This window comes from Geosporobacter ferrireducens (assembly GCF_001750685.1).
Taxonomy (GTDB): domain Bacteria; phylum Bacillota; class Clostridia; order Peptostreptococcales; family Thermotaleaceae; genus Geosporobacter; species Geosporobacter ferrireducens.
This window is the reverse complement of the sequence record NZ_CP017269.1, coordinates 5,563,427-5,586,905: the sequence shown is the minus strand read 5'-3', so window position 1 is coordinate 5,586,905 and position 23,479 is coordinate 5,563,427. Positions and strand designations below refer to the sequence as shown.

General features: G+C 36.7%; 23 protein-coding genes and 2 tRNA genes. 3 read left to right on the top strand and 22 right to left on the bottom strand.

Annotated features, from left to right (window positions below):
* Positions 1–122: 122 nt before the first annotated feature.
* A complete protein-coding gene (locus tag Gferi_RS26180) occupies positions 123–542 on the top strand; it encodes a lytic transglycosylase domain-containing protein (RefSeq protein WP_330389518.1) in 420 nt (139 codons plus the stop codon).
* Positions 543–578: 36 nt separating this feature from the next.
* Here Gferi_RS26180 and Gferi_RS26175 read toward each other — a convergent pair whose 3' ends face one another.
* From Gferi_RS26175 to Gferi_RS26110, 15 genes are all read right to left on the bottom strand, one after another.
* Complete coding sequence (locus Gferi_RS26175; RefSeq protein ID WP_083273778.1) at positions 579–1,694, bottom strand: C40 family peptidase; 1,116 nt, start codon at positions 1,692–1,694, stop codon at positions 579–581.
* Between the two features lie 338 nt (positions 1,695–2,032).
* A complete protein-coding gene (locus Gferi_RS28390) occupies positions 2,033–2,176 on the bottom strand; it encodes a hypothetical protein (protein ID WP_156782493.1) in 144 nt (47 codons plus the stop codon).
* Between the two features lie 252 nt (positions 2,177–2,428).
* Positions 2,429–3,001, bottom strand: coding sequence for a DJ-1/PfpI family protein (locus Gferi_RS26170; protein WP_069981042.1), 573 nt, complete (start codon positions 2,999–3,001; stop codon positions 2,429–2,431).
* 107 nt (positions 3,002–3,108) lie between these two features.
* Entirely contained in the window at positions 3,109–3,783 is a 675-nt protein-coding gene (locus Gferi_RS26165; protein WP_069981041.1) for a cysteine hydrolase family protein, read from the bottom strand.
* Positions 3,784–4,252: 469 nt separating this feature from the next.
* Positions 4,253–4,492 (bottom strand): hypothetical protein, encoded by a 240-nt coding sequence (locus tag Gferi_RS26160; RefSeq protein WP_069981040.1) that lies wholly within the window; start codon positions 4,490–4,492, stop codon positions 4,253–4,255.
* Between the two features lie 199 nt (positions 4,493–4,691).
* Positions 4,692–4,778, bottom strand: a tRNA-Leu gene (locus tag Gferi_RS26155).
* A 124-nt stretch (positions 4,779–4,902) separates the two neighbouring features.
* A complete protein-coding gene (locus Gferi_RS26150) occupies positions 4,903–6,522 on the bottom strand; it encodes an ABC transporter substrate-binding protein (RefSeq protein WP_069981039.1) in 1,620 nt (539 codons plus the stop codon).
* Positions 6,523–6,574: 52 nt separating this feature from the next.
* Entirely contained in the window at positions 6,575–7,609 is a 1,035-nt protein-coding gene (locus Gferi_RS26145; protein WP_069981038.1) for a nicotinate phosphoribosyltransferase, read from the bottom strand.
* A 154-nt stretch (positions 7,610–7,763) separates the two neighbouring features.
* Complete coding sequence (locus Gferi_RS26140) at positions 7,764–8,333, bottom strand: lytic transglycosylase domain-containing protein (protein WP_236932660.1); 570 nt, start codon at positions 8,331–8,333, stop codon at positions 7,764–7,766.
* A gap of 2 nt (positions 8,334–8,335) precedes the next feature.
* The gene (gene coaE / locus Gferi_RS26135) at positions 8,336–8,947 is read right to left on the bottom strand and encodes a dephospho-CoA kinase (RefSeq protein WP_069981037.1); all 612 of its coding nucleotides are present in this window, start codon (positions 8,945–8,947) and stop codon (positions 8,336–8,338) included.
* Between the two features lie 15 nt (positions 8,948–8,962).
* Positions 8,963–11,632, bottom strand: coding sequence for a DNA polymerase I (polA, locus tag Gferi_RS26130; protein ID WP_156782492.1), 2,670 nt, complete (start codon positions 11,630–11,632; stop codon positions 8,963–8,965).
* Positions 11,633–11,807: 175 nt separating this feature from the next.
* Positions 11,808–13,118 (bottom strand): DUF4349 domain-containing protein, encoded by a 1,311-nt coding sequence (locus tag Gferi_RS26125; RefSeq protein WP_069981036.1) that lies wholly within the window; start codon positions 13,116–13,118, stop codon positions 11,808–11,810.
* Positions 13,119–13,133: 15 nt separating this feature from the next.
* Positions 13,134–13,733 carry an RNA polymerase sigma factor gene (locus Gferi_RS26120; RefSeq protein WP_069981035.1) on the bottom strand — a complete coding sequence of 200 codons (600 nt, stop codon included), beginning with the start codon at positions 13,731–13,733 and terminating at the stop codon, positions 13,134–13,136.
* A gap of 162 nt (positions 13,734–13,895) precedes the next feature.
* Positions 13,896–15,305 (bottom strand): L,D-transpeptidase, encoded by a 1,410-nt coding sequence (locus tag Gferi_RS26115; RefSeq protein WP_069981034.1) that lies wholly within the window; start codon positions 15,303–15,305, stop codon positions 13,896–13,898.
* A 285-nt stretch (positions 15,306–15,590) separates the two neighbouring features.
* Complete coding sequence (locus Gferi_RS26110; RefSeq protein ID WP_069981033.1) at positions 15,591–16,544, bottom strand: metal-dependent hydrolase; 954 nt, start codon at positions 16,542–16,544, stop codon at positions 15,591–15,593.
* Positions 16,545–16,682: 138 nt separating this feature from the next.
* On the opposite strand from Gferi_RS26110, the gene Gferi_RS26105 reads away from it, so the two are divergent.
* Positions 16,683–16,768: transfer RNA gene (locus Gferi_RS26105), tRNA-Leu, on the top strand.
* A 183-nt stretch (positions 16,769–16,951) separates the two neighbouring features.
* Positions 16,952–17,164 carry a hypothetical protein gene (locus Gferi_RS26100; RefSeq protein ID WP_069981032.1) on the top strand — a complete coding sequence of 71 codons (213 nt, stop codon included), beginning with the start codon at positions 16,952–16,954 and terminating at the stop codon, positions 17,162–17,164.
* Positions 17,165–17,260: 96 nt separating this feature from the next.
* Here the strand turns inward: Gferi_RS26100 and Gferi_RS26095 are convergent, their stop codons facing one another.
* From Gferi_RS26095 to eutJ, 7 genes are read right to left on the bottom strand one after another with little or no spacing between them, the layout of a single operon-like run.
* Complete coding sequence (locus tag Gferi_RS26095) at positions 17,261–17,812, bottom strand: BMC domain-containing protein (protein WP_330389517.1); 552 nt, start codon at positions 17,810–17,812, stop codon at positions 17,261–17,263.
* Position 17,813: 1 nt separating this feature from the next.
* Complete coding sequence (locus Gferi_RS26090; RefSeq protein WP_069981030.1) at positions 17,814–19,163, bottom strand: SLBB domain-containing protein; 1,350 nt, start codon at positions 19,161–19,163, stop codon at positions 17,814–17,816.
* A gap of 16 nt (positions 19,164–19,179) precedes the next feature.
* Entirely contained in the window at positions 19,180–20,574 is a 1,395-nt protein-coding gene (locus tag Gferi_RS26085) for an aldehyde dehydrogenase family protein (protein WP_156782491.1), read from the bottom strand.
* Between the two features lie 3 nt (positions 20,575–20,577).
* On the bottom strand, positions 20,578–21,567 hold the full coding sequence (locus tag Gferi_RS26080) for a cob(I)yrinic acid a,c-diamide adenosyltransferase (protein WP_069981029.1): 990 nt from the start codon (positions 21,565–21,567) through the stop codon (positions 20,578–20,580).
* Positions 21,568–21,580: 13 nt separating this feature from the next.
* The gene (locus Gferi_RS26075) at positions 21,581–21,850 is read right to left on the bottom strand and encodes a EutN/CcmL family microcompartment protein (protein WP_069981028.1); all 270 of its coding nucleotides are present in this window, start codon (positions 21,848–21,850) and stop codon (positions 21,581–21,583) included.
* 12 nt (positions 21,851–21,862) lie between these two features.
* Positions 21,863–22,639, bottom strand: coding sequence for a flavoprotein (locus Gferi_RS26070; protein WP_069981027.1), 777 nt, complete (start codon positions 22,637–22,639; stop codon positions 21,863–21,865).
* Between the two features lie 11 nt (positions 22,640–22,650).
* Positions 22,651–23,472, bottom strand: coding sequence for an ethanolamine utilization protein EutJ (eutJ, locus tag Gferi_RS26065; RefSeq protein WP_069981026.1), 822 nt, complete (start codon positions 23,470–23,472; stop codon positions 22,651–22,653).
* Positions 23,473–23,479 lie beyond the last annotated feature (7 nt).

Here is a 23,479-nt window from a genome sequence, read left to right as displayed (position 1 = left end):
CAATTTTCCAACAAAAACTTCAAGATATACAAAGCCGTCTTCCAAGTCAGGTGAAATTTCTTAAAAACGAGCAGACGACTGACTTCGAAGACATCTTACAGTCTGCTTTAGAAAGCTCTAAGTTGGATACTGGCCAGTCATCCACAGATTATGACAGTATGATCCAAGCAGCTGCAGACAAATATAAAATCGACTTCAATTTGATTAAAGCCGTCATGAGCACGGAATCCAGCTTCAACCCCAAAGCACTCTCTTCAGCCGGCGCACAGGGTCTAATGCAATTAATGCCACAAACTGCAAAAGGACTCGGGGTTAAAAACCCTTGGGACCCAAAGCAAAACATCGATGGGGGCGTTCGTTATTTAAGAAGTATGCTTGATCGGTATAGTGGCAATATTAACCTGGCTTTAGCAGCCTACAACGCTGGTCCTGCAAACGTTGATAAGTATAAAGGAATTCCGCCCTTCCAAGAAACCATTCGATATGTAGATAAAGTTCTGGCAAAAAAGTCTTCCTATGATACAAACAATCAAGAAGCATAAAACCCTACTACAAAATCTGTAGTAGGGTTTATTTTCTTAGTTAAATATTCTTCTTGCAGTAACAAACCGATCTTTATAGTAACCTTCATTGAGTTCTGAAATAACTACCTTTTTTGCGCTACTCCCAGAGGACGCATGTATGAACTTGCCATCACCGATATACATCCCAACATGTGTTATTTTTCCATCAATCTTGCCTACTGTATCAAAGAATACTAAATCACCTAAGCTTAAATCTTTCTTCAATACCTTTTCTCCTGCAGTAGCTTGATCCTTAGAGCTTCTTGGCAAAACAACACCAAAGTTTTTAAATATATAGGAAGTGAAGCCTGAACAATCAAAACTTTTTGGTCCACTGGTTCCATATTTATAGGGTGTTCCTAAAAATCCTTTTGCATACTCACCTAATTTTGCAAGGCCTGCAAATCGGCTAGCCGATCTGGAAACCGGAGTTGAAGCATCGCTATTATCCAGTACAATAGCTATAAAATCCTGGTGAATCCAACCTTCCCTGTCACTGCCGTCTATAACGCTATACCAACCCTCTTGAAAGCCTTTTACTGCAACATAGGTATCTTGATTTAACTTTATAAGCACTTTTGCATCCATAGATGGATTTGCTCTTAAGTTTACATTACTGCCCGTCACTCTTCCTGTTGAATAGTTAGGCTTCGTTGAAACATAATCACTATGAACCCATCCTTTTAGATCGTCCTGTAGAATGATGTGAAACCACCCATCCATTTCATCTACGATCGTTACTTGCGTATCTTTTCCTATCGTTTTTACAACTTCAGCATTCATATCCGGGCTTTTTCGTACATTCAGATTCTCCCCGGTAATTAAACCTTTTTTAATTAAATCTTTCTTTTCTTCAACGGGGATAATTAAATCGTTGTACACCCATCCAGTACTTCCGTTTGATAACTCAACCAAATACCAATCATCCTCATTGTCCTTTATATTCACATATTCACCGAGTTTTAGGGTCGTCATTACATCAGATGTCTGTTCAGGTTCTTTTCTGACATTTACTTCATTTGCTACTGTGATTCCTTTATTGGCTTCTTCCCCATAAGCTGCTGCAGACATTACCATTATACATAGAATACTGAACATTACAATAACCCGTAATTTAAAACCTTTTGTCATTTGAAACAACCCCCTAAACAGTTTAACATCCTCTATCTACGCTTGATTAAAATAAAGTCCTTACTATTTGATAGACTTCAGTCAACTATAGATATCCTTCTCCATACACTCTATCTCAGTACAATATATTGAAAATTCAGACAAAGTTTCACGATTTGTCCAACTTTATCCAAAGATAATAATTCTATGAAGAATGTCAAATTCCTTCAAAAAATACGAAAAAAATAATATTATACAAAAAAACAAAATGTATTGTAGTATATTTCCCGATTATCCGACTCTTTCACGGGTAGGAGATTGTCCTAAAAAACAGTATATACTTCATCTTTTCTAAAGCATCATACTCTAAGCCTTTCGGAAAACTTTGTTTTCAATAGTATGATCGCCTCTTCCAATCTTTTTTGATTTACTTCATCCAGCTTTTTATAAATGCTTTTTAACTCTTCAATTTCCTCATTGAATCTATCTTGTCTCTCTATCATGGCAGTCTCTCCTTTTTCGAGGTTTTCTGCATATTATATTCTATATCTTAAAGGGATTTCCTGCCTATTGTGTGTATTTTTTGAAAATTCTTTAATTATCAGGAACTTAACCAAAGTTCTTATAAATATACATTCCAGTTTATTTTGTGCCTTATTCTTATTCTATTAGAATTAAATGATCCATAATTTTTTCATAAAAAAAGAGTCTAAAATGACTCTTTAAGTAACTTTAACTCTTTTATAAATTGCGGGTTAATATTTGTGCCAGTAGTATTCAATTTTGTCTGCTACTTTTTGAGCTGTTGTTTCATCAAATAACTTATTCAATAAGTACAGGCCTACATCTATCCCTGAAGAAACACCTGCACCTGTAATGATTTTTCCATCTTGTACTACCTTTGATGACTTAACAATTACCCCCATTTCAGAAAGCTCATCAAAAGCGGTATGATAAGTAGTGGCTAATTTATCTTTCAAAAGCCCTGTAGCAGCAATTATCAATGCACCTGTACACACAGAAGATAAATATTTTAATTCAGCATATCTATTTCTTATGAAACTAAGAATTTTTTCATTTTCCATAGCCAATTTTCTTCCTTGACCACCGGGAACTACTAATACATCTAATTGTGGACAATTATCAATAGTATAATCTGAGAAAAAACGTAGTCCGTTATATCCTCGAATCGATTGTTCTTCATCACTTACAAGCCACACATTAGTGCTTTCAGGCTTTATTTTATTTACGTATGACAAAACTTCAAAAGGTCCAATAAAATCTAGTTCCTCAATTTTTTCAAAAACTAGTATTCCAATATTAATCAACGAATCCACTCTCCAATCATGCTTATTAATTAATAATAACTTCGTTAGCATATTCTTTTACGTTATCATAAAATACATTTGTATTGAATATCACTCGTTTATAATATTCAAGCCAAATAGACTTGCTGCGCCTCTATGACATTTTTGCCAGAAGATAAAGTTATTCCACTTTTCTCATACAGTCTAACTACATCGCTCATATTTTTATGTGTCATTATTGCATCTTCGATTACAGTAACTTTATAACCACGATTTAGAGCACCTATGGACGTGTAGTATACACAATACACTGCATCAAGTCCGGTAATATAGACCTCGTCTACTTGCTTATCAATTAAAAACTTGTTTAAATCTATATTAGAAAAAGCATCTGATATTTTTTTTGTAAAATCATTTTTATTTATTACATTGATTCTTGAATCAACTTCAATTCCTGGCTGTCCATTAATCAATCTACTACGTGTCAAAGTTCTGTTAATAAAGTTGTCTTTAAACCCGTGTCTAATATAAGCTACTTCCATACCTGAATCAGAAGCATACTGAATTATTTTGTTTATCATTACAATTTTTTCTTCTGTATCTTTGTAAGGTTTGACAGCCCCTGGACCGGTCAAATCTTCTTGTACATCAACCACCAAAAGGGCTTTGCATGGTTTTTCATATTTCTTTATTTTTTCACCTTGAGTAGGTGTGTACATCTTCTTATTAATATTTCTTAATAACAAAACAGCCGCAATCACTATAACTATCAAAAAAATTAAAACATAACTACTAAAAAACATAATTTTTCCCTCCTTAAATAACCTTATTAAATATATATAAGCCGCTGCAGATAAATGCCATCGATTTTATCTAATGATATATTACCGAACAGACAAGTTCACTTTTTGTACCTAATTTAATGAGACTTGTGAATGGAGGCACAAGGATATCTAATATACTTGAATTATTACAATAATTAACATTATTTAGATTTTCGAGATATAATTAAATTCTCCTCCTGTTTTCTACAAAATAGTATAGGAATAAAATTTTAGTCTAAAAACAAAAAAAGCCAGAGAACTAAACCCCGGCAATTGTTTTCTGTATATCTGTTGTGAAGTTCTATTCCAGTACCTATACCTTGCAATGATAGATGCTTGGTCTCTCTTGCAATCTATGCAGTGCTTACGACCTTCCGTTCAAAATAGAGATAGTAATTTAAAGCTCCAATTTAAAAGAGCCCTTCATGGGCTCATTACGAATAGAATTCTATTGTCCTTTTTTATTACTCAAAGTGTTATCTTCGCTTGGTATCCACTGCTGTTGTTTCAAATACTCTCCTACTAATTCTTGAGTGTCTTGTGTATTTTGAGTATTCGTGTTTTGACCAGGTTTCCCTACTTTATCTGCTAGCTTCTCTTTTCCACTAGGCACTAATCCAAATTCTTCAAGAAATTCTTTGCTAAGTTCATTGCTCTTAGGTGTACTTCTTGTGTTTTTACTTCTCATATAATCACCTCATCATTAGTATGTGATGCCGCGATTAATATATGCAAATAAAAAAGCTCAAAAGAGTCTCAATTTTTTTTTGTTATTTTATAGAATTTTATATTATTTTTTCTCTTCCGTTTGCATGCTGCTAGCAAATCACATTTTGTTTAGAAACAAAGTAAAAATAAAAAAAGGGCATCATGCCCTAAATTTACAATGGTGCGGATGGCGGGATTCGAACCCGCACAGTCGGTTGACCGCTACCCCCTCAAGATAGTGTGTCTGCCAGTTCCACCACATCCGCAAAAAGTATTAAATTCTTAGTTAGTAACTTTTACCTAGTAAAATAGTTACTTATATAGTATAAATTCATTCTTTATAAATGTCAAGATTACTTTTTAATAATCTTATTGTAATTTTCTGGAAGTCTATTCTTCCATGTCTTCAAGAATCCAATTTTCAATATTATAATAAATGTTGAACGGCTTCGGACTAACATCTCCTCCAACATAATCTCTTATGACCACAGAACTGTTTTTAAAGAATAAACCAAAATAAGGCAATTCTTCTGTGATTTTCCCCTGTATTGCACTATATATTTCCTTCTTCTTTTGGGCATCCGTAGTCACAGCAGCAGTAACTAACAAATTATCCATTTCCGGATTACTGAATCCAATAAAATTATTTGTAGTACCGCTGGCAGAATATAGTGCAAAGCTTAAATCTGGGATTATTGAAAGCTGCCATCCTCCTAAAACCATATCAAAATTATTTGAATAAAGCCTACTCAAATATTCTTCCCAGCTTACTTTATCAATTATTATTTCTATTCCAACATCTTTTAAATGATTTTTTATCATTTCAGCAGTTCTTACTCTTAAATTGTTTTCACTGTTTACCAATAGATGCAGGCTTAACTTCTGACCCGCTTCATTTTCAAAGTAGGGATTAGGATATTTGATTTGCCAGTTGTTTTCCACCAGGCTGTTTTTAGCCCGGGTAAGGTCATACCCATATTTTTTTTCATTCTCATCATAGAGCCATGAATCTGGGTTTATTGGAACATCGGATACGGTCGCATGCCCTAAATAAATGTCATTTATCAGTGCTTGCCGATCAACTCCATAGGCAATAGCCTGTCGAACATTTTTATTCTGCATTAGTTCTCTTTTAAAGTTAAAGCCTAGAAACTCGAATTCTTGGGTCATATGTTCATAAATTTTTAAAGTTTGGTCTTCGCTATACTTTTCCCAGTCAAAATCATTAGACTTTGCTAAAGCAACTTCATTTGCTTCTAATGAGGTTAAAGCGGTTTCTTTATCTGGTACAATTTTTGCGAAAATTGTTTTAATATTTGGCTGTTTTCCCCAATAATCAGAGTTTGCTACTAATTTAATATACCTTGACTTATGGTATTCATTAACCTTGTAAAGCCCGGTTCCAACAGGCGTTAGGTTTTTTGCCGTATATACTTCCTGGACACTTTTAAATTTATGCTTTGGCAAAATAGGAAAAGTAAACAGCTCTGGAAAAGCATTTGCCCCACTGTCAAAGACAATACTTACTTTATTCCCTTGCAAAACCTTCACTTCTTTGATACGGTCCGTATAAAAACCATAAATAGATGATTCTTTTCCCCCTTTACTTAAACGTAATACATCAATGGTAAATTTTACATCCTCGGCTGTAAACGGACTATCATCATGCCATTTCACATTATTTCGCAAAGTAAAAGTCCATGTATTGGCATCTGTCGAAACTTCCCATCCAGTAGCGAGGGCAGATTGCGGCTGCTGATTGCCGTCTAGCTTCAATAAGCCCTCATAGATTAACATATTCAAGTGATAAATACTATTATCCGTATTCATGATTGGATTTAGTGTCTCAAATTTTGTTACAGGTATCAGCAATTCATTGTTATGATTGATTTTCCTGCGACTATTAACGTTCTCTTCTATGTTTTGTATATCTTCGACATCTTCACACCCAGCTGCAAGCACGATGATAAATATCAAGCAAATACAGAATAAAAATCCTCTTTTTTTCACTGATATACCTCCGTATAATCACTGCCTCCATTACCATTCATAATATTTTTCATTACTTCATTTTCTTAAGCTTTGGATTATCGATCAATCCTGGTAGTCTGCCTCTTTTAGCTACAGCTTCACCATTTACCTCTTTAATGTCCATAGTCATATCAATAGCCGATGCACCAGATATATAACTTCCAACGCCAAAAGAATCAGCACCGGCAGCAGATAGTGCTCGAATCTTATCGGGAGACAATCCTCCAGAGACAAAAATCTTCACATATTGAAAACCTGCATGGTCCAGCTTGCTTCTTAATTCTCTTACTAAATGAGGGGTTACACCGCCTCGTTCGCTTGGCGTGTCTAAGCGTATACCAAATAATCGTTCTTTTAACTCACTGGCGATACGAATGCTTTCTTCAACTTCATCTTTAAAAGTATCTACTAGAACAATCCGTTTATGATCTTCTGGCATAACTTGGTCATAGACTTTGGCAATCTTCAATGTATCTCCGGCAATCAACATTGCAGCATGCGGGAGTGTACCGGAGGCACCAATGTGCATCATCTTTGCAGCAAGAACACAACTGGCGCCGTTTGCTCCGCCAATTAATGCAGCACGCTCCATCACAGGAGCGACAGCTGGATGCACATGCCGGGCTCCAAAGCAGAGAAAGGATTTTTCCCCACACGCCTCTTTGATTTCCCTGGAAGCTGTTGCCCAACCGCTGGCACTTGCTAGAGAACCCAGAATAATGGTTTCGTAGGCTCCAAAATTGCTATAGGGCCCTTTAATTCTTACCAATGTCTCCTTTTCCTCAAAAGTTTCCCCTTCGTCTACGGACCATACCTCCACATCTTTATCCCGTAAAATATTTTTCACTTCTTCAATCCCACAGAACACGCCCGGTCTTCTCGCAAAAATCTCCGCAGTTACGATACTTTTATCCAGATCCATCTTTTTTAACAAATCCATTGTTCTTAAAAAATAAACATCGGTTGTTGCTGCACTTAATATTTCTTCGTGAGTTGCAGAATGCAGCAAACGGCCTTCTTCTATCTTAAGCTTTTCTATATCTTCTAAACTTGTCATTGGTTTCATTTCATCACATTCCTTTCTGAATATACAATGGTACAAATACATTGCCGAGAAACAAAGATATCCATTGTCTCATTAAATTATAATGGACTTTTTTTTAATGTTCAACAAAATACTTGCTGCATTATATAAATATATAGATAACAGCATATATCTGTTATCTATATATCATGTTATATATTTTATAGCTTTTCAATACTTTATCGACATATGCTTTTGTCTCCAGAAAAGGTATATGATCTAAAGTCATCCCATCACTGCTATATCGGGGATCATTCAGCCACTTTCTTACATTTCCGCTGCCGCCATTATACGCAGCCAGCATTAACGGAAGATTATTTTTGAATTCCATACGCAACCTGTCTAAATACCAGCAGCCTATCATGATATTTAAATCTGGAATAAAAAGCATTTCTTCATCATAATCTTTTACACTCAATTCTTTAGAAGCCCACTCCCCTGTAATCGGTGCAATCTGCATCAAACCTCTTGCATTTTTACCCGATTGCGCTTTCTCATAAAATTTACTTTCCGTGCGTATAATCGCAGCAACTAAATACGGATCTAAATTATAGTTTTCAGCATACTTAAAGATTAACTCTTTATAGTGCAGCGGATATATCATCTTCATTACCCACCGGGAGCCGTTTACAGTCAGACCAAGTAACATTACGATAAGCACTGCTAAAATCCAAAAACGATATTTTTTTAAATCGATTAAAATCAATGCTATCCCTCCGAAAAATTGCCGGTTAACCCATCTAGCCGTTTCTGAATCTGTGTGTACAAATAATCAATTCCATTATTATTATCTATTACTACATCTGCAAAGTTCACTTTTTCTTCCATGGACATTTGTGCATTAATCCTATTCTCAGCTTCTGCAAAAGAAAATCCATCCCGATCCATCAACCGTCTTCGCTGTGTTTCTTTGTCTACTTTTACAAGCCATACTTCATCAACTAATTGTCTCATATTCATTTCAATTAGTAAAGCCGCATCCACAAATACAATAGAATTTTTTTTACTTTCCCTATATAGTTCTATTCTATTAATAATTCTGCTTATTATTCTTGGATGGGTAATCTCATTTAACTTTTTTAATAGCTTGTCATTTGAAAACACAATTTCTCCTAAGGCTTTACGGTTTAAGCTTCTATCTGCATTTAGAATTTTGCTGCCAAAGTTTAAGCAAATCTCTTCTAAGGCAGGTTGTCCTATATTAACGATTTCTCTAGCTATTTGATCGGCATCGATTACAGGAATATCTTTAGATTTTAAATAGTTAGATACTGTACTTTTGCCCGATGCAATCCCGCCTGTGAGTCCTATAACTTTCATACTCTCTTCTCCTTGCTATTTTGTATCATACCAGCTCTTTCCCAAATGGATATCCACTTTTAATGGAACTGTCAGCTGAATAGCCTCTTCCATTTCTTTTTTTACAATTTGTTTCACTTCTTCGATCTCCTCTTGATGTATTTCAACGATCAGTTCGTCGTGCACTTGAAGAATTAGCTTTGATCTCAGATTTCTTCTTTTCAACTCATCATATACACGGAGCATAGCTACTTTTATAATATCTGCTGCACTTCCTTGTATGGGGGTATTCATTGCCGTTCTTTCTCCAAAAGAACGGATATTATAATTACTGGACAGCAATTCTGGTATATATCTTCTTCGATTAAGGATCGTTGTTACATATCCATTTTTCTTACCTTCCTCAACCGCCTGATTCATATAGGATTTAACGCCTCTATATTTATCAAAATACTCATCAATATATTTTTGTGCTTCTTTCTTGGTAATGCCTAAATTTTCTGCTAAACCAAAATCGCTAATTCCGTAGACAATTCCAAAATTAACTGCTTTTGCACTGCTGCGTTGTTGAGAAGTTACCTGATCAAATGGAACATCAAAAACCTTCGAGGCCGTCATAGTATGTACATCCTGCTCTTTTTCAAAAGCTTCCATCAGGCCTGGATCCTGAGAAATGTGTGCAAGCACTCTCAGCTCAATTTGCGAATAATCTGCATCCAACAGCAGATAATTGTCATCAGTTGGAATAAAAACTTTTCTTATTTCTCTCCCCAGCTCCAATCGAATAGGAATGTTTTGAAGGTTTGGTTCCGTACTACTGATTCTACCAGTAGCAGTAACTGTTTGGTTAAAACTGGAGTGAATCTTTTTTGTCTTTTCGTTGATTACATCAATCAACCCATCAATATAGGTGGACTTAAGCTTAACATATTGTCTATATTCTATAATTTTTGCAATGATTGGATGTTTTTTGCTAAGCTTTTCCAGTACTTCTATATTCGTAGAGTAACCCGTCTTTGTTTTCTTTATTGCAGGCAGCTTAAGTTTCTCAAATAATATATCCCCAAGCTGTTTTGTTGAATTGATATTAAACTGTTCTCCTGCCATATCATAGATTTCAGATACTAATTGTTCTATCTTGCCATTTAACTCTTTTCCTAGACTGCTTAACATCTGGTGGTCTACCCTAAATCCTTCATATTCCATATCTGCAAGGACCTTTATCAGCGGTATTTCTACCTCTTGGAAAAGTTTTTTTAATTCTAAATTTTCCAGCTCAACTGCAAGAATCTTCTTTAATTCTTTTACTGCAGTACAAACTTGATGACCATATTTTACAAGCATATCTCGATCTATGTCTAGAAAAGTGATTCTATTCTTTCCTTTTCCTATTAGTGTTTCTTCACTATTCATATTTTTTCCTAGATACGTATTATATATCTCATGTATTTCATAGGAAGTCCGAGTAGGCTCCAGCAAATATACTGCTATGCTGGTATCAAAGTCTACACCAGTCAAGGATATACCGTATTTTTGTAATAATAGGATTTCATTTTTAATATTATGACCTGATTTTAGTATATTCTCGTTTTCAAAGATAGCTTTAAGCACATCTAGTGACTGCCCTATTTTCTCAAATTCCAAATAATAACTATGTCCATCATCTATTAGGATACTAATGCCCACAATTTTACGGTTTCTTACGTTTTCACCCGTACCAAATATCTTAATATAACAGTGAGCCGCTCGCTCTATGGCTTCTGCCATATCTGATACATCTTCTAAATTTTCAATTGTTTGAATTTTTGTCATATCTGTATCAAGTTCTGTCGTCTCTTCGTTCGTTTTCATTTTTTGAATAAAACTGTGAAACTCCAGGCGGCGAAATACTTCCATTAACTTTTCTTGATTAGGCGATTCTCTTTTCAAAGCCTCTAGAGACAGTTCAATTGGAACATCTGTCTTTATGGTAGCCAGCCGTTTACTAAATATTGCCTGTTCTATGTTAGATTCTATTTTTTCTCTCAATTTTTGATTTTGAATCTCTTTTGTATTCTGAATCATTTTCTCAATGCTTCCAAACTGCTTTAATAGTTTTATTGCCGTTTTCTCTCCAACTCCCGGTACGCCTGGAATATTGTCTGATGGATCACCCATTAATCCCTTTAGATCTATAAATTGACTAGGTGTAACCTCATATCTTTCTATAATGCTATCAGGAGTATATATCTCAAGGTCGGTCATTCCCTTTTTTGTAATGAGTATTCTTGTCTTATCCGAAGCCAGCTGCAAAGCATCCCGATCCCCGGTCACGACCAGCGACTCCAGATTTTTTTCTTCGCAATATCTTACCAGCGTTCCAATCAGATCATCAGCTTCAAAACCATCAATTTCCATCCGATGGATATTCATCACGTCTAAAAGTTCTTTTAAAATTGGAAGCTGTTGTCCTAATTCTTCAGGCATTCTTTTTCTTCCGGCTTTATATGCTTCATATTCTACATGTCTAAACGTGGGGGCTTTTCTATCGAAGGCCACGCTTATGTACTGTGGTCGATAATCTTCATATATTTTATACAGCATGTTTACAAAGCCATAAACTGCATTTGTATAGATACCGTCCTTTGTTGTTAGAGGCGGAAGCCCATAAAAAGCTCTATTGATCAAACTATTTCCATCAATTATAATTATTTTCTCCTGCATCATTCATCTACTCCTTTATCTATGGCACTTTAAATCTACCTATATCCTACCCAAAAAGCAAGTATATATTTAGATGCCTGTTCATACTTATATTCTCATAAATTTTGAAAAATCCTTCTACAATAAATTTCATATGCAGATTAAAAATGACCTCAAAATGAGGTCATTTATTTATCTGCTAATTTTTCTTTTTCTTTAATGCTTTTGCGATAAACCATGCAGATGGTGCTATCACGAGTCCTGCTAAGAGTACTATTGGAAGTATGCTAACAAATCCAATAAGCAGTCTTTCCCCAACTTCTACAATTTGGTTTATTGTTTTGATGAAGCCTTTTTTTGCCTTATCCCACACATGCTCACTGGGTGGTTGAATCCTCTGGTCTTTTGGCGAAATTTCATTTAATGATACCTGTACCGTAGAAAGACTGACAAGGTCATCCCAACGCTTGATCTCGCCTGTTAACCGGTTGATCTCACCACGAATCCGGCTTAATTCTCTCTCTACTTCCAGAATATCCTTTACCGTATTTGCTTTACCCATGATTTCCCGCAAGCGTGCTTCCTGTATTTTTAAGTTTTCTACTTCATTGGCAGTATCTCTGTATTGCAGCGTGATATCACTGCCATTGATACCATAATTTGTAACACTCCCTAGTGTTTTGATCTGTTCTAGAATATTTTCCATCTGATTTTCCGGTACACGTATCAGCATATCTCCAACTTTTAGGGACTCTTCAGGATTATTGACATTATAATATTTATACTGAGTATTTGAATTCTCGATATATCCTCCATAGGCTATAGCAGTGTTCATGATTTGATTAAACTTTTCGTCGTAATTAACAACATCTATATGGATGTTGGCATTTTTTATCACTTTTCTTCCATCCTGTTGTGCTGACTTAATCAGATTTTGCTTTTCCTTCATAGCCACATCCATTTGCTCATTTTCTGTTGACGAGGTTCCATATTCTTCTATGCTAAATTCTGCTCCATTGAGATCGCCTCTTCTGGCACTGTCTTGAGCAATTTGGGGAGACATGGGGGCACTTCCCGTCTGAAACATCTGCGGCTGCTCTGCAGTATTCTCCGTAGGCATTCCTTTACTTTGTCTACTCTTCATTGGCTGGTTGATAACAGAAACAGAAACAATAAAAACAATGAACACAGCAGCAATAGACGTAAGCACCTTCCAGTTGATTTTTCTCTTTTTACTTCTTACATCTGTTAGGTTTAGGATTTCTTCTTTTCCATCACGAACTTCCGTGCTGGCTGCAACCAGTTTTTCATGCAGGGAAGTCTCAAAATCTTCCGGTAATTCTGTCATAGGCAATTGTCTGCATTGGTCTAGGATACTCTTTAACTCCTGATATGCACTTTTACAAGCACTGCATTCTTGAATATGCTTATTTATTATCTCGTTTGTATGTTCATCCAACATATTATCTATATAAAGAGACATTAACTCGTTTAAATCTGTACAGTTCATTATGATCCCTCCTTTCTATATTTTGACGTAATGATTTTTATAAAGTTCCGTATTTTTTTTCAGGGTCTCCTTTAGGGCAATTCTGGCTCTACTTATTCTTGACTTAATGGTTCCTTGTGAACAATCAAGAATCTCTGCAATTTGATCATAGCTAAAACCCTTTATATCCCGTAAAACAATAACCACTCTGTGTTGTTCCGGCAATGCATTAATCGCTTGTGCCAGATCTTGTATGTGTTCTTTTCTTTCAACGAGTTCCTCGGGCATATTGCGGGTATCTGGAATCTCCCTTTCCAAAGCGCCTTCTTCCGTCTCAATATTTTTGTCATAGGATAGAAGGTTATCCTTTTTTTTCTTTCTTAACGCATCCAAACAAGTATTTGTAACAATCCTATAAAGCCATGTAGAAAAATTTGAATTTCCTTTAAAACTAGAAATTGACTTATACACCTTTATCATTGCATCCTGGGTCGCATCTGCTGCATCTTCTGTATTTCCTAACATTCTAAAGGCAATATTAAAAGCAAGCTTTTGATAATTCTTAATCAACAGCTCAAAGCTTTCAATATCTCCCTGCTGACTTTTTTCCACTAATTGTCTTTCCAAATCCGTCACATTTTTCACTCCCTTCTAAAAAAAATCCCCTGTTTGTTAGACGGCAAAAAATAAAAAAGGTTCCCAAATTCCTCCTATTTTTATCATTTTATATATATCATATACCATTCATTTATCTTCGTAAACAAAAGAGATAGTCTTAGAGGACTATCTCATAAAATATTATTGAACAATTGAAGCTGCTTCATCCGTTTCCACGTCTACTTTTTCCTGTGGTTTTGGTGACAGTCGGATATTAAGCTTATACTTATCATATAGGATATCATATTTCATTTCCAGGTCATTTAGTTCTATCCACTGATCCTTCACCACTAGGTTATTCATTTCCAAATCCGCTAAGTTAATTAAAACCCGGCCTTCTTCATATTTAGCAGGTAAAGTCTTGTCGCCAAAATAAAGGACCGGATTTTTAAGCAATTCTATTTGCTTATTATATGAATAGAAGTTATATTCTATTTGAAAAAAATCCTGCAGCTCTACTAAATCCATGTAAGGAATCTTATTGATCCATTGCAGCTTACCCATCTTACCAAGTTCATGCCCCAATACCTCAGACAATACTTTTACTGGAACCACCGGATTATGGGCAGCAACTCCACTTTGATTACTCTCTAAAAACACACCATTTAACTTCAGGAAAGATACATCATACCACAAATTTTTAAGTATGTTATTTTTCTCAAGGTGTCCGCCTACCATGGTTTTTATATCTTCTATAGAAATGTAGTTCTTTTCTTCTGCAGATTTCACTTCTACATCTTTTCCAAGTATTTTTACTTTACCATCTGCGTCCTTTTCAGCTACGATGCCAAAATACTCTTTTAGGGCACCCTCACTGATATAGGTCAATTGATTATCGGTAATGATATCTGTAATCATATCATGGCCATTTACGAGTAGTACCCATTGTTTCGAAAGCGCTACGGGTCTGTTTTTTGAAAATTTTACTGCCTCTTGAATTTTTGTCTCTTCAATGTCATCTTTCATTTTTTCTTCAATTAATTTATTGACAATTGCTTTTTTAAGATCCTTTTCTTTTTTATAGACATCGGGGTAAACCATAAGAACAGTTGGCTTTTCTCCAGTTCCCTGATATGTATGAAAAAGGCTGTATATGACATCTACCTTAGTATTCACTACAACACGCTCAAATAACTCTTTTACATCATAGTTGTACATGCGAACACATCCTGCTGAAGCAGTGGTGCCGATGGATTTTGGATCACTGTTCCCATGAATACCATAATTCGCTCTAAATCCTAACCACCTTATCCCTAAAGGATTTGAAGGGCTTCCGCCTGGAATTTTCAATTTACTGTAGTAGGGATTAATGATCTTGTTTAAGATTCTGTAGTTTCCCGTAGGTGTTTGTGTTGATTTTGATGGTTTGCCAACAGCAACCGGATAGATTTTCTCAACACGATCTCCGTTAAAGAGTGTTAGCGTCCTTGAAGCTATGTTAATAACAATTCTTTTATCTGCTGTAGACTGCTGTCCAAAGCCAAAGCTTAATCCTGTACTTGCAGTAATAAATGCTAAAATGAATAAAATGCTCAGACACTTTTTGACCAATCGATCCCACCCCTCCAATTTTTGATACTTATAATGTTTATGGAGTAAGAAGGGTAATTATGCAAACGAAATAAATTCAATTGTTTTAGGAAGTGGAAGCATTTATCTATAAAAAGAGCGTCTACGACGCTTTCGCTAGGGAATCCTAGGTTCCCTTCGACGACTGCTTTCGCAGTCTGAGCACCCTCCTTAGTACGGCAGGGGATTTCATCCCCTATTTTTTATATAATAGAAAAGTAGAACTTTTCTAATTATATAAGAAAACTACTGTCTCCAGTAGTTTTCTTAGTCTGTTTCTGTAACAGGAATATTCTTTTTTATGGAATAAGGATGAAAAAAAGATTCTACAATGTTTTTTTCCTTATCATAAATGGCAGTTGCATGGTGCATAAAGTTATTTCTCAGATAATATCTCAAATCAATCGATTTTAAGATAATCTTTCCCATTTCCTCAAAATGCATTACATGATAGATTGGTGTGAAATCACGGAAATACCTGCCAATATTTGTTTCTTCAAAGAGTTCCACAATTTCATTTTCTGGCTTCTTGAACTTTTTTCTTTCTTTCAATCCTTTTGTTGCTAAATTCACTTGCCCTACGATATGATGGCTACTTGTATTCACGATATAATCCCATTTATGGAAGACTGTCAGGGATGGCAGTACATTTACATCCATCAACTTATATCCATGTTGATAGTATTGCGTGACAATAATCTTTGCACAATACTTCATGTACAGTCGAAAAGCTAAATATAAACTAAAACTGATAAGTATTACGCCATAAAACAAATAGTTTTTTTGATGTACAAAAATAAGCAGGAAGCATAATATAGTAATCATCGGATCATATAGCATTAGAATACCAACTGTATGTTTCTTACGGGTAAAAGGCATAAATAATTTGGCTCCATAGGAGTTTAGAATATCAAAGAAGGTATGGGACAGGCAACCTATAAAAGTCCAAATAAATACCTGTAAAAAACTAAATTCCTGAAAAAACGGAGATAATCCTACTGTAATAACAGCCGCCAACCCTAAAAGCATCGGTATAGAATGTGAAGTTCCCCTATGATGCTTTAGATATACATAATCTCCCCAAATCCTTGTTACAATATCAATGTCCGGTGACATTGCTCCGATTGCACACCCTAAACTGACAGGATTGGTCAGGGTAACCGGATTGCCGCTAAAAGCTGAAATGGCCAAGCCGATAACCCCATGGGTAACTGGATCCATGTTTTCACCACCAATTATTATTTTGAACGCAATTTTAGTTTACCATAATCGTAGTTGTGTTTCAACTTTTTCTATATTTTTCATAAAAAAAAACCTTGCCATAATATTAATTCTATGCTAATATTATATTTGTAGCGCGCCGAAGTGGTGGAATGGCAGACGCACCGGACTCAAAATCCGGCGGTAGCAATACCGTGAGGGTTCAAGTCCCTCCTTCGGCACCAGTGAAATCAAGAACAATATTGTTCTTGATTTTTTTATTACATAAAAGTAATTGTAAAATATGTATGGCTCAAAGCTGCTTATGCATAGAATATGGTAATTAGCGTTCAATTCCAAAACACTCACACAACCAATGATAAAATATGATTAGATATTGCTACAGAGGTTTAAAAGGGGGTATTGGGATGCAAACAAGCAAAAAAATGGATTTGGTTTACAAGGTTCTAAAGCAATCACCTGAACTAACACCGATTGACCTGGTTTATTTATTTGGTCTCAATGATTCTGCACAAGAACTATTAGAAATCTACGAAAACTTATCTAATGAAAACCAAAGATTTTTGATCGGATATGCAAGGAAGTTTTTGGAGACAGAAAAGAGTGAAGCAACTTCATAAACAAAATAACCCTTTGGCCATAGGCCAAAGGGTTATTTTGTTTATATATACTCACGTTCTATCAATACTAAGAAATCAAGAGTTTTACAGTCTCCTTCATAGCAGTTTAGGGATTAACTCCTTGTGGGGTGCAGCGATGACGGTTGCACTAACGATTTGCCCCGTCTCCTTCAAATGATTCTCACAGGCCTGTACAGCGGATTTTACAGAAGAAATTTCACCCGTTATTACTACAAAACCTTTTCCGCCCAATCCTCTTGCTAAACGTATTTCCATTAATTCAATATTTGCTGCTTTTACAGCTATATCTCCGGCCATGACAGATGCTACAGCCGATATCGTTTCAACAACGCCCAATGAAGTTATCTTCTTCACATCTGCGGTGGCCGTTAGTGCCGGAAATACTTGAGGATGCACATTGGGGATTATAAAATCCTCTACAGTAAATATCCCTCCTGTATCCCTTCCAATTTTCACTGCGGTTTTCACTGCCCCTACATCTCCACGAATCAGGCTGATATATTTTCCAGGGCATAAAGGTGTTGACAAAATCAACTCAACATTTGCAGCTTTTAGCATTTTATCTGTTGCCTCGATTCCCTTTGCTATACTTTTATATTCAACCAATCCTAATGATTTTTTCATCATCTCACCTCGTCTCTATGGCATTCATCCCTTTGATCACAATATAGTAGTCATCAATCTTTTCAATTACCCCTGAGATCGACGCATGGATCCTTGCTCCCAACTTCCCCTCTCCAATCGTTCCTATTTCCTGCCCTTTCTGCACCCTTTCCCCAAGGCTTACGATTGGGTCGGCTTTGATGCCAATATGCTGTTTCAGGGGAATTTTCACTTGATTAAATTCTTCGCTGTTTCCTTCTCTCAAAGGAGCTTTAACGTCGTATTTCTCAAGTCCTAGTCTTGCAATTAATTTTGTAACCGGAAATTGCTTGTATTGTCTATAGGGATGTACTGCTTGAGGTTTGCATTTATGCGGATTTTTCATACCCATTGTATGCATTTGGGATTTTAGTAAAATATGGAGCTTCCATGGCTGCAAATCCATTACACAAGCATATTCACAGAGTGCACATTCACAGCATAAAAAAGCTTCTGTAACAGATGTTTCCTTTTCGCAGGTACTGCTATAGCTGGCTAAGCGGATCAGCTTATCCGGGTGAAGCCTGTGCCCCAGCAGGTTTCTGGGACATACCTCAGTACATAGGGAACAGTGCATACAAGCTGTTTTTGCCATACGCAGCATCGTATTCATGTTTTTTTCCTTAGAACGCAGTAAAGGGTGTCCTTCCGGAAGTATAATCAATCCTTTTGTTGTTTTCGATACCGTTTTTTGTATGTCATCAACAATTTTCCCCATCATAGGACCGCCGTCAATTACTTTGTAGTTTTGTACCGTTGCACCGCCTGCCAACTCAATTGCTTCAGCAATGCTGATCCCGACCGGTACCTTTAATGTCAGGGGGTTTTTTACAGCCCCAGTTACGGTTAAGTATTTTTCTGTAACTGGGGCTCCCTTTATTGCGTTGTAAACATTTAGAAGGGTTTCCACGTTGATGACAATTACGCCAACATCCAATGGAATTCCACCTTCCGGCACGATTCGGTTCAAGACCTCGTAAACGGTCACTTGTTCATCGCCAGCAGGATAAAAGTTCCCCAGCTGAAAGATCTCCATGTTATTAAAGGCCGTAATGGCCTCCTCTAAAGAAGTAACCGCTTCATGATATTTTTTCTTGAGTGCAATATATCCTTTCTGTGCACAGGTATTCTTTATAACAGCATCTAATGCGGATAAAATTTCAAAGGATTTTTCAGCCATTAACTGTTGATCTACACGCAATAAAGGTTCACATTCAGCGCCGTTTACAATGATATATTCCACTTTTGCATTCATCTTTACATGGGTTGGAAATCCTGCTCCCCCGGCGCCAACGATACCCGCATGTTCAATTAGGCTGATCAAGTTTTTTCCCATGGCTGCCACCCCTATTCTATTTTATAGAAAACCCGCCAACAAGAACGCATCTTCTTTTTCTTGTAAAGGTTCTTGCTGAAGTCAGGCCTTCTCCTGTCGGGCCTGCAATGGTAAATGTGGTATAGCCTTCGCCCCCAACACCAATTCCTGCATAAGAAGGACCATTCTTAACAAAAATAGTTGTTTGTATTTCTTTTGCTAAGGCGGTTAGATGATCAACATTCTTAGAATGCATAATTGCAGTATGCTTAAACCCATGCTCAACCTCAACGGCTACTTGAACCGCCTCATGGATATCCTTGACCCGGACAATTGGCAGTACCGGCATCATTAGTTCCTTTTGTACAAATGGGTGGTTTTTGGATACCTCTACAATGATTGCCCTGATCTCAGGGGCACAATCTATACCCATTTTTTTTAGAATATAGTCGGCATTTTTTCCAATAAAATCTTTGTGCGGATATCCTTTCTCATTTAATATAAGTTTTTCGAGCTTTTCAATGAGACTTGGGTCCTTAATCTCAAAAGCATTATTTTTCTTCATATTAAATATTAAGTAGTCTGCTACAGCATCTACTACGATAACTTCCTTTTCGGCAATACAAGGTAAATTGTTATCAAAGCTTCCTCCATCAATGATATCTTTGGCAGCTTTTTCTATATCTGCGGTCTCATCTACCACAGCTGGCGGATTTCCTGCCCCTGCACCAATAGCTTTCTTTCCGGAAGAAAGGACAGCTTTTACAACCCCTGGCCCGCCAGTAGCTACCAGCATATTTACTTTTTTATGCTTCATCATGATTTCAGCATTTTCCAAGGTCGGATTCTTTACGGTGGTGACGAGATTGCCGGGGCCGCCAGCAATAATGATCGCTTTATTAATAATTTGCACTGTCTGCAGGGATGTTTTCCTGGCACTGGGATGTGGACTGAAAACCACAGCATTTCCTGCTGCAATCATACCAATGGCATTGCAAATAACCGTTTCTGAAGGATTGGTTGTAGGGGTTATCGCTCCGATAACACCGTAGGGAGATGATTCAATTAAAGTTAAACCATCATCTCCAGAAAAAACCTCAGATTTTAAATCCTCAACACCGGGGGTTTTGTTGATGACTAAAAGATTTTTCTTTATTTTATCTTCATATCGACCCATTCCGGTTTCTTCATAAGCCATTCTAGATAATAATTCTACATTTTCACTACATGCCTTTCGTATTTCTGCGATAAACTTACTCCGTGTGTCCAAATTAAACTTAATGAGCTCTTTTTGTGCCAGCCATGCGGCTTCAATAGCATCCTCCATCTCGTTATAAATGCCATAATCATCCAAGACTTTTTCTTGTTTTGAAATAATTTCATCCATAACCCGCTTCACAATTTGCTCAATCTGTTGAGCTTCTGTCTTCAAGGCCTATTCTCCCCTTTCCAGTTCAAATATTCTTAGCGCATGCATTGCTATGGCCATATCTTGTTCTACTGAACCTCCGCTAACTCCGATTGCACCTACGATGCGATGATGTACTTTTAAGGGATATCCTCCGCCAAATGTTATGATTCTATTTCCATTGGTCCACTGTAAACCATATAATTCAGTACCAGGTTGGACTAAAGGTGCAACTTCATGGGTGGGAATTTTTAAGAATGCTGAAGTATATGCTTTGTTTATGGATATATCGATACTAACAAGGAGTGCGTCGTCCATGCGATGATACAGCATTAAATTACCGCCCGCATCGACAACAGAAAAAATAATCGGTACGCCTATCTGATATGCCTTTTCCTCTGCCGCTTTAGCCATCTTTTTTACAATTTCTAAATTTAAATACTCTTCTTTGTTTTGAACTTTCAGTTTTTCCAGTACCTTATTTTTTATTTCTTCAATAAAACTCCATTGTTCTTCCATACGCGCAAGCATAAACAAGGTATCTGAAAGACGATTGATATATTGAAGAATTTCCTCTCTAATTTTTTTATTTTTGTTAAGTGAAATTATATTTCTTTCCGCTCTCCGGATAATAGTCCTGGCAACATGCAGAAGGGCAGACCCTGTTGATTTTCCCGGAATAATAAATTCTCTCTGTTCACCCACGATTTGCTGGTAATGATCAATTTTTTCTTCCAGCCACTGAACTTCGTGCTGGTTAATTAGCTGCTTTAAACTGGATCTTCCCTGTGCATCACTTGCCAGCTCAGCACCTACTAAAAAAAGCTGTTGTTGTATTTGATGCAGAATTTCACGAATATCAGTGTTTTTTATGAGAGAGTAAGCAGTTCCAATCATCGCATTTGCCTCATCTAAAGTTCCATAGCAGGAAACACGCAGATCGTCTTTTTCGATTCTACTGCCCCCAAGCAGGCCCGTTTCTCCCTTATCTCCCTTTTTTGTATAGATCTTTCCCATCGTTTCACATCCTCTACTCACTAACCTCTATGGTATCAATAATACCTACAATAGCAGCATCTATAGGAGAATTTGGATTCCCAAAAATTTGCCTAGCCGGACTTCCCTTTGAAACCAGAACATATTCTCCTACACCTGCACCGACTGAATCTATTGCAACCTCCGGATTTCCCACTGGATCTTCCTTAGGGTTTACAGGTTGAACAATGAGTAATTTTTTTCCTACTAAGGTTTCATCTTTTCGTGTGGCCACTACCATGCCAACAACTTTTCCTAAATACATCTCGTCACCACCCTACCCTTCTTGTATGCAGAATTTTATACCAAGTTCTTTTGCAGCATCTCTAGCAAGTGATGTAATGATCGTTTGCGGGGAAATGATTATATGATCTCCGCCTGCGGCTGCATCTATTATATCCGCCCTGGATATTACTTTTTTATGTACTTGAGAGATCTTAGAAATACTATTTGTTGCAGTAGTAGAGCCTGTAAAAAGATTTAAGTCTTTTGCATGGCAATGTAAATCCCCTGCGTCCACCAGCTTTATTCCATAGGAAGATAAAGCTTTCAGATGTCCGGTCATTTTATCTAAGTAGGCTATTGGACTTTTATTCATTCCTAATTGTTTTCGTACAGGATTTTCTAAATCACAAGCATCCTTCGCTGCCAAAATTGGAATGCCTTCCATGATTGCATGGGCAGCAATATTTGTTACCAGTGTATCTGCAATTCCAATGGAAATCTTAACTGCTGTATTCAACGTCATTGTAGCTATAATGATTAATTCAATATCTGAGTAAAGAAATTTCATACTTGTGATCTCTCGTTCAAGATATACTTCCTGCACGCCCAACTCTTTATTGACAAGTTCCGGTGTTAGAACATATTCAGCACTATTAGATAGTAGGACTTTAAATTTCCATCTTTCTTCTTTTAAGCATTTTAATTGTTTTATAGCATCAGGAAAACCAATGGATGCTCCGGTAAACAAAATCAGTGCGCTTCTCGGTCTATTTTGAAGTTTTTTAACTACCTCATTTACAATCTCATCAAGAATTGCATTTATGTCCAACTCATTTCACCTCACTTCTGACAGTTCAGTGCAATACCTAAAGGCGTGACGAGAAGGGGCCTATGGGGTTTTATGGTTTCAATGCCAATTTCCTTTATAAAAACATTCTCAAATTCTGTAAAGCAGCAGGCCCCTCCTACCACATAAATATTTTCTACACCGTAACCAGCTATATGTTTTTTAACGATAGACGCCATCTTTTCTACTACTGGTCTAATAACTGGGAATATTTCCCGTTGTCTGTTCGGATCTTTTTTTAGTACTTCTGCTTCCTCGAAGGAAATCTTATAGTTGCCGGCTACAACTAGACTCATATGGGTTCCACCGGTTGGTTCATCCGCAGTATAAATGACCTCTCCTCCCTTGAGAATACTAATCCCTGTGGTACCACCTCCAACATCTACAACTGCTCCATCTCTTATATTTAGCACTGAAGCCGCAGCTGTAGGTTCATCTACTATATTGATAACCTCCATGTCAGAGGATTCCACTACATTTGCGATCGCTTTGGCGTTTCCTCCCACCGTGCCCGGCGGAACTGCGGTTGCAGCCTGCATTAATTTCTTTCCAAGGATATCTTCCACTTCCTGCCTCAAGTTCCGTACAATGCGAACTGCACCTACATAATCTAACACCAAGCCATCTTTTACTACCGAGGCAGGATACAATGCTCCGGCAATCGGGTTTCCAATACTGTCTACCACCGATATTACAATATTCGCCGTACCCAAATCTACGCCCACTCTTAAGTCGCCTTCATAAGGATTGACACATTTTTTTTCTACAAGTCTTGCAAAAGTTTCTATATATTCGTTAGCTCTTGTTAGATCCATAGACTAT